The sequence below is a fragment of the Mycobacterium sp. genome, assembly GCF_032159765.1.
Taxonomy (GTDB): Bacteria; Actinomycetota; Actinomycetes; order Mycobacteriales; family Mycobacteriaceae; genus Mycobacterium.
In genome coordinates this window covers 1-5,168 of record NZ_JAVHWM010000127.1, presented here as the reverse complement: position 1 = coordinate 5,168, position 5,168 = coordinate 1, and the positions used below count along the sequence as shown (strand labels likewise).

The following is a 5,168-nucleotide window of genomic DNA, read 5'->3' as shown; positions in this document are numbered from 1 at the left end:
ACCTTGGAGATGCCGGCGTTCGCGGTTTTCGGTGCCGCATCCGCCGATGGCTGTGCCGCGGCGCGGGCCATCGTGGAACTCGTCGACGACGCGCCTGAACCGATGAGGGTCAGGCCGTTGTTGACGCCCTCGCCGACCGCCGCGACGAGATCGTGTATCACCTTCGCCGGGTCGATTCGCGGGATCAGCCGCGCCGGGGTGGGCTCCCCAGGCGAAATCGTGCGGTCGTAGCCCAGTTCCACAATCGTCCGGAACACCGGCTCGACAATGTCGATCAATGGCTCGGGGACACCCAGGGTGCGTAATGGTCCGAATAGCGGTAGGTGCTGAGTCGGAGAGAAATAGTAGGTGGTGTCGCCGTAGGTGCGCTTCTCAAGCGTCGACGACGACGGATCTGGCGACAGGCTGGCGTCCAAGTCGTTCAAGTGCACGTAGAAGACGCCGAGCAGCGCGTTCAGGTCGGCGACGACGTTGAGCGGGTACAGAGGAAAATCGGCCAGGCCGTCGTACTGCCGGGTGATGACGACTGTGTCGAATGGACTGTTGGTCGGCTCCGCGCCGTTGAACGACAAACCGATGACCGGGATGTGCAGATCCGGGAAGCGGGCAAAAATGCCGCCGTTGGGCAGATTGGGGTCACCGCTCAGGACGAAGTCGATATCGGGGGCGCCGGCTCGTGTCGGGTACTGCGCGGCGAGGATGCGCTTCTCCCGGGTTTCGATCATCGCGCCCTGCGAGTAGCCGTAGATCACCAGGTGGTCGTTGCCGTGGTCGGCCATGGCCTTCTCGAGATCGACGACACCCTCCTCGGTCGACTGATCGTAAGTGCGGTCGAACAGCCCGGAGAGTTTCCACCACGGCTCCTTCGGCCACCCCGAGCCGCCCGGCCCCCACACGCTTGGAGGCCCGAGCGCGAACCCGGCCAAGCGTATGGCCCCGGTGAGAAGCCGCCCTTCCTCGGGCGTGGTCAGCGGGACATAGTCGATGTCCTGGCCCGGATGAGTGGGCGCGATGTAGTGGCTCTTGACGATGTCGATGTAGGCGTCGTCGGGCGTCGGGACGCTCGTGCCGCCCATGATCAGAGCGGTCGAATCGGCAGAGAGTTTCACGGCCGGGGACACCGTCGAGACCGTGGCCGTCAACGCCACCGCTGCGACTGCGATCGTCATCGTCAGGGGTTTGGCGGCGTATTTTGCATTGCTCATCGTCCTTCCTTCCCTGCGGGCGAAGGACGGCCACCTCGTGCCGGTGTCGAGCTTCGCGACACGAATCGTCGCGCGCGTAAGGGTGGGTGAGCTCAGTAGCGTGCTACTGCGATCTTGCGTGGACTCGATGCGCGGGTACTTAGTCGCGCATTCTGTGCAATAGCTGTGAGCCCGAACAGGTTTGAGAACTCACTCGTCAGGTATCAAACGCGGTGCACGTTCTGTCTGAGTCAACAATTCGGCACCGCTGTACATCGGCCGGGGCGGCAGTTCAATCCAATCTCCGCCAAACGGTGACGACGCTATGTCCGTTGCGTTGATCATCCGCCGGAAGCTCAGCTTTTCGCGCACGTCGCATGGTTCTGTCGGATTCACCCGCGAGTAGTGCAGGATTGCGCAGTTGGTCAGGATCTGCGATCTGTCGTTCTCGACGGCTTCAAACTGCTCGGGCAACATCCGTTCAATGTTGTACCGTGCGATTCCCATGAAGTCCCCGTGCGTCACAACGAGCACCCGCAGGCCACCTGCCTCGCGATGCAATGTGCCTTGGAAGTCGCGAAACCGGTCGCTGACTTCATAACGGCTCTCGCCGCCATCCAGCTTTGTGTACCAAGGTGATTGGCGGTACATCGTCTCGGTCCGCGCAAACACCTGCTCGCGCTCCGCGCGCGGCAGCGCTCCGTAAACTCCCCAACTGCGTTCGACGACACGGTCGTCGATGATCCAGTCGCCGCAGTCCGTGCCGCCGACGTATGCAGCGGTTTCGCGGGTCCGCAAGAACGGTGAGAAATACCGTAGGTCGAACGACTTGGCGCCACCGAGATTCTCGTCTATCCACGCTTTGGCCAGTTTCGCCTGCTTGATCCCGAGGCTAGACAGGCGTTGCTCCCAGTCTGGTCTCGCGTTGATCGCGTCCTGCATATCGTGCAATCGTCCCGTCTTGTCGGCGTGCTGCACGATGTTCGCTTCTGACTGACCATGCCGAACGAAGACGAGCTCGTTGGGCATCGCCATGTCAATCCCCCCTAAGTGACCGGCAGTGATTCCGCTGACGTTATGGCACGTCGTCCGTGATGATCAGAGCGTTCTCTTCGATCGTCGTGCGTCCATTCAAGAGCGAAGATATCTGTTCTCGTGGCCGGGAGGATTTGTCAGCCCAAGTTGACCGTAGCCTCAGACGGTCTCTCGTGATTCAGCGACGTCCGAGTAGATTTCCAATTGCTGGAGCTTCTCTGGGTCGAGATAGAGGAACTCCCATTGGATGCCGTCGGGATCGGCGAAATCGAACATCAAGCCCATCCCCTGAGCGGTCCGAATTTCCGAGTGTTGGACCTTCTGAAGGTCGAGCCAACGCGTCCATCGTTGAAGATCCTCGGATGACTGCGTAACAAGCGCGAGATGGTCTAAACCGGTGGAGGTTGGGTCGAACTGGAGACCTCCGTTAGCGCTGTGCTCAAAGAGATCCAGAATCAGGGAACCAATTATCACGACGGCCATACAACCGGAAAACGCCGGACTGTCGCCGTCGTACGGTGTGCGCGCCAGCGTTGCTCCAAGCACGTCGCCGTAGAAACCGATACTCCGCTCAAGGTTCGACACCGACAGTCCAAGATGGCTTAGGCCCACTGAGTCAGGACGGTCGAGTTGGGTCTCCACGGCCTCAATGCTGCCATCGGGAGCGGTGATATCGGACAAAACGCGCAGGATAGGCGACCTCTTCGAGTGGGTCGAATAGGTGACGGTCCGGCTAGCTCACAGTGCCCCCGGCAGGATTCGAACCTGCGACACCGGCTTTAGGAGAGCCGTGCTCTATCCCCTGAGCTACGAGGGCGGACCGGCTCGGAGCTTACCCGCAGCGCTCAGCGGAGCTCTTCGATTACTTTCGTGAAGCTCTCCGCAAGGTGCTCCTGCACACTGAAGTACGTCAGACCGTAGGCATCGCGTTGGTGACGCAGCGTGTCCGCGATATCTCGTGGCGTTCCGGACAGCACCCCGGGCAGCTTCAACAACTCCTCCTCGGGAGCGTCCGGGAACGAGCGGCGAGCCAGCGACAGGCTCGGTTTGCCGCTGCCGTTGCGGGGCACGCCGATGATCGCGAGGTTCAGCTCGAGCTCGTCGAAGCGGTCGCCCGCCACCTGCCGGACGAACTCGATGCGCTCGCCGACTTCGTCGACGTCGCGCCCGCCCGCGATAGCGACGATCTGCGCGCGCTGCGCTGCGATCGTCAGCACGCGGTTACCGGCGCCGGCGATCATGATCGGGACGTGGCTAAGGTGCGCCTGCATGTAGGCCGTCACATGCTCGAGGTAATCGACCCGTTGTCCGGCGGTGGGATAAGGCAATTCAGCTTGTTCGAATTCTTCTTTCACATAGCCCGTGCCCAGGCCCAGTTCAAAACGGCCGTCGCTCAACTCGTCCACCGCGCCGGCATCGCGCGCGAGCAGCGCCGGCTTGTAGAACCCCGCGTTCAGCACGAATGTGCCCAACCGCATCGTCGTCACCTCGGCCGCCGACACCAGCGCCGGGAACGGAGCCGGGGCGCCCAGGTGGTCGGGAACCTGCAGAATGTCGTAGCCGAAGCTCTCCATGCGGCGGGCCGCTTCTTGCCACGCCGAGCGGGAGGTCTTCGGCAACAACCCGACGCCGAATCGGAAGTCTCTGGCCATGGACTCCGATGCTATTCGAGCGCTGGGTGGGCTCGGCCGTGGCCTACGACGCAGCCAGCAGGTGTCCCCAGGTGCGGCGCACGATTGTTCCCGCGTGCTGGTCGGCGGGTTCGCCGCCTTCGGCCAACTCGATGAGAGCCTGAGCGACCCGGATCGGCGGCACCGACTGCTCACGGGAAATCGAGACAATCTCGTCGAAAGCGTCTTCGACCCGGCATCGCCGTAGTCCGACCAAGACGCCCTCGGCGCGATCTAGGATTCGGGCGCCGGTGGCTCGCTTGTTTGCTGCGGGATGCGTTGTACTGAACACGATTTCCTCCTAACACCCGTTGTATTCCTTCATACCCGTCGCTGCAAGCATCTGAACCGGCGTGGCGAAAAATACTCGGGCAGTTGGCCACCCGGTAACAATGGCTCAGCCGTCTTTGGCCCGAGCCGCTTCGAACATGACCGTCACGTCGTCGGAAACCTTCATGGCGCCGATGAACATGGAATACGGCTTGACGCCGAACTCGGACTGGCGGACCTGCGCCTCGCATGTCATCCGCCACGAATCGCCGAGGTCGTCGACCCTCAGCTCCACGACTCGGCGACGGCTCACCCCGTGGATCTCCAGAGTTCCTGTGAGGCGGTACCCGTCCGACGACGGCTCCGCCACGTCAGCGCGGAAGCTGATGGTCCGAAACCGGTCCGCGCCCAGCGACTTCAACGCATTGGACCGGGCCAACGCCTTCTCGGGCCCCGACAGCGGGGTGACCCCGCCGTCCCCGCGCAGGACCTCCAGCGAACCGACATCGATGGCCAGATCCACCGACGACGGCTCGTCGCCCGTCCAATTGACCTCCGCGCGCCAGGAATTCAGCGCGATGGTCAGTCGGTGGCCCATCCGCGCGGCACGCCCGCTGACGCCGGTCTTGATCACCAGCTGACCATCCGAGGCATCCAATGCCCACGTTGATTTCTGGGCCATCGTCTTACTGCGGAGCAGTTCCCAGCGTCACCGAGAGGGTTTTCGTCGCGCCGGAAGGATCCTGATAGGTCAGCGTGACTTTGTCTCCGGGCGCCTTGGATCGGACCGCGGCCACCAACGCGTCAGCGCTGTCGATCGCGCGCTCGTCGACCTTGGTGACCACGGCTCCGCTTGGGATGCCGGCCGACGCGGCCGGGCCATCGCCGGTGACGCCCACGATCCTGGCACCGTGCGTGGTCGCATCACTTCCGACCCGTACGCCGAGTGACGCGTGCGTGGCCTTGCCGGAGGTGACGAGCTGGTCGGCGATGCGCTTGGCTTGATCGA

The 5,168-nt window shown here is 62.9% G+C and carries 7 protein-coding genes and 1 tRNA gene; all 8 read right to left on the bottom strand.

Features of this window, described 5'->3' with window-relative positions:
• Positions 1 to 1,205, bottom strand: a 1,205-nt coding sequence (locus tag QOH60_RS14085; RefSeq protein ID WP_526421295.1) for a PE-PPE domain-containing protein, incomplete at its 3' end; no start/stop codon positions are given.
• A gap of 189 nt (positions 1,206 to 1,394) precedes the next feature.
• Positions 1,395 to 2,219, bottom strand: a complete 825-nt coding sequence (locus QOH60_RS14080) for a histidine phosphatase family protein (RefSeq protein WP_526421293.1) — start codon at positions 2,217 to 2,219, stop codon at positions 1,395 to 1,397.
• Between the two features lie 159 nt (positions 2,220 to 2,378).
• Positions 2,379 to 2,900 carry a VOC family protein gene (locus tag QOH60_RS14075; protein ID WP_526421291.1) on the bottom strand — a complete coding sequence of 174 codons (522 nt, stop codon included), beginning with the start codon at positions 2,898 to 2,900 and terminating at the stop codon, positions 2,379 to 2,381.
• Positions 2,901 to 2,963: 63 nt separating this feature from the next.
• Positions 2,964 to 3,036, bottom strand: a tRNA-Arg gene (locus QOH60_RS14070).
• 28 nt (positions 3,037 to 3,064) lie between these two features.
• Positions 3,065 to 3,871: a TIGR03621 family F420-dependent LLM class oxidoreductase gene (locus tag QOH60_RS14065; RefSeq protein ID WP_526421289.1), complete on the bottom strand. Its 807-nt coding sequence runs from the start codon at positions 3,869 to 3,871 to the stop codon at positions 3,065 to 3,067.
• Between the two features lie 43 nt (positions 3,872 to 3,914).
• Positions 3,915 to 4,181, bottom strand: a complete 267-nt coding sequence (locus tag QOH60_RS14060; protein WP_526421287.1) for an ANTAR domain-containing protein — start codon at positions 4,179 to 4,181, stop codon at positions 3,915 to 3,917.
• Between the two features lie 105 nt (positions 4,182 to 4,286).
• A complete protein-coding gene (locus QOH60_RS14055; RefSeq protein WP_526421285.1) occupies positions 4,287 to 4,841 on the bottom strand; it encodes a YceI family protein in 555 nt (184 codons plus the stop codon).
• A gap of 4 nt (positions 4,842 to 4,845) precedes the next feature.
• Positions 4,846 to 5,168 (bottom strand): S1C family serine protease (locus tag QOH60_RS14050; RefSeq protein ID WP_526421283.1); only part of this gene is annotated, 323 nt, incomplete at its 5' end.

Bases quoted from the DNA above. Each gene is read 5' to 3' on its own strand.
- QOH60_RS14080 (WP_526421293.1), bottom strand. From the start codon at position 2,219: ATGGCGATGCCCAACGAGCTCGTCTTCGTTCGGCATGGTCAGTCAGAA.
- QOH60_RS14065 (WP_526421289.1), bottom strand. From the start codon at position 3,871: ATGGCCAGAGACTTCCGATTCGGCGTCGGGTTGTTGCCGAAGACCTCC.
- QOH60_RS14055 (WP_526421285.1), bottom strand. From the start codon at position 4,841: ATGGCCCAGAAATCAACGTGGGCATTGGATGCCTCGGATGGTCAGCTG.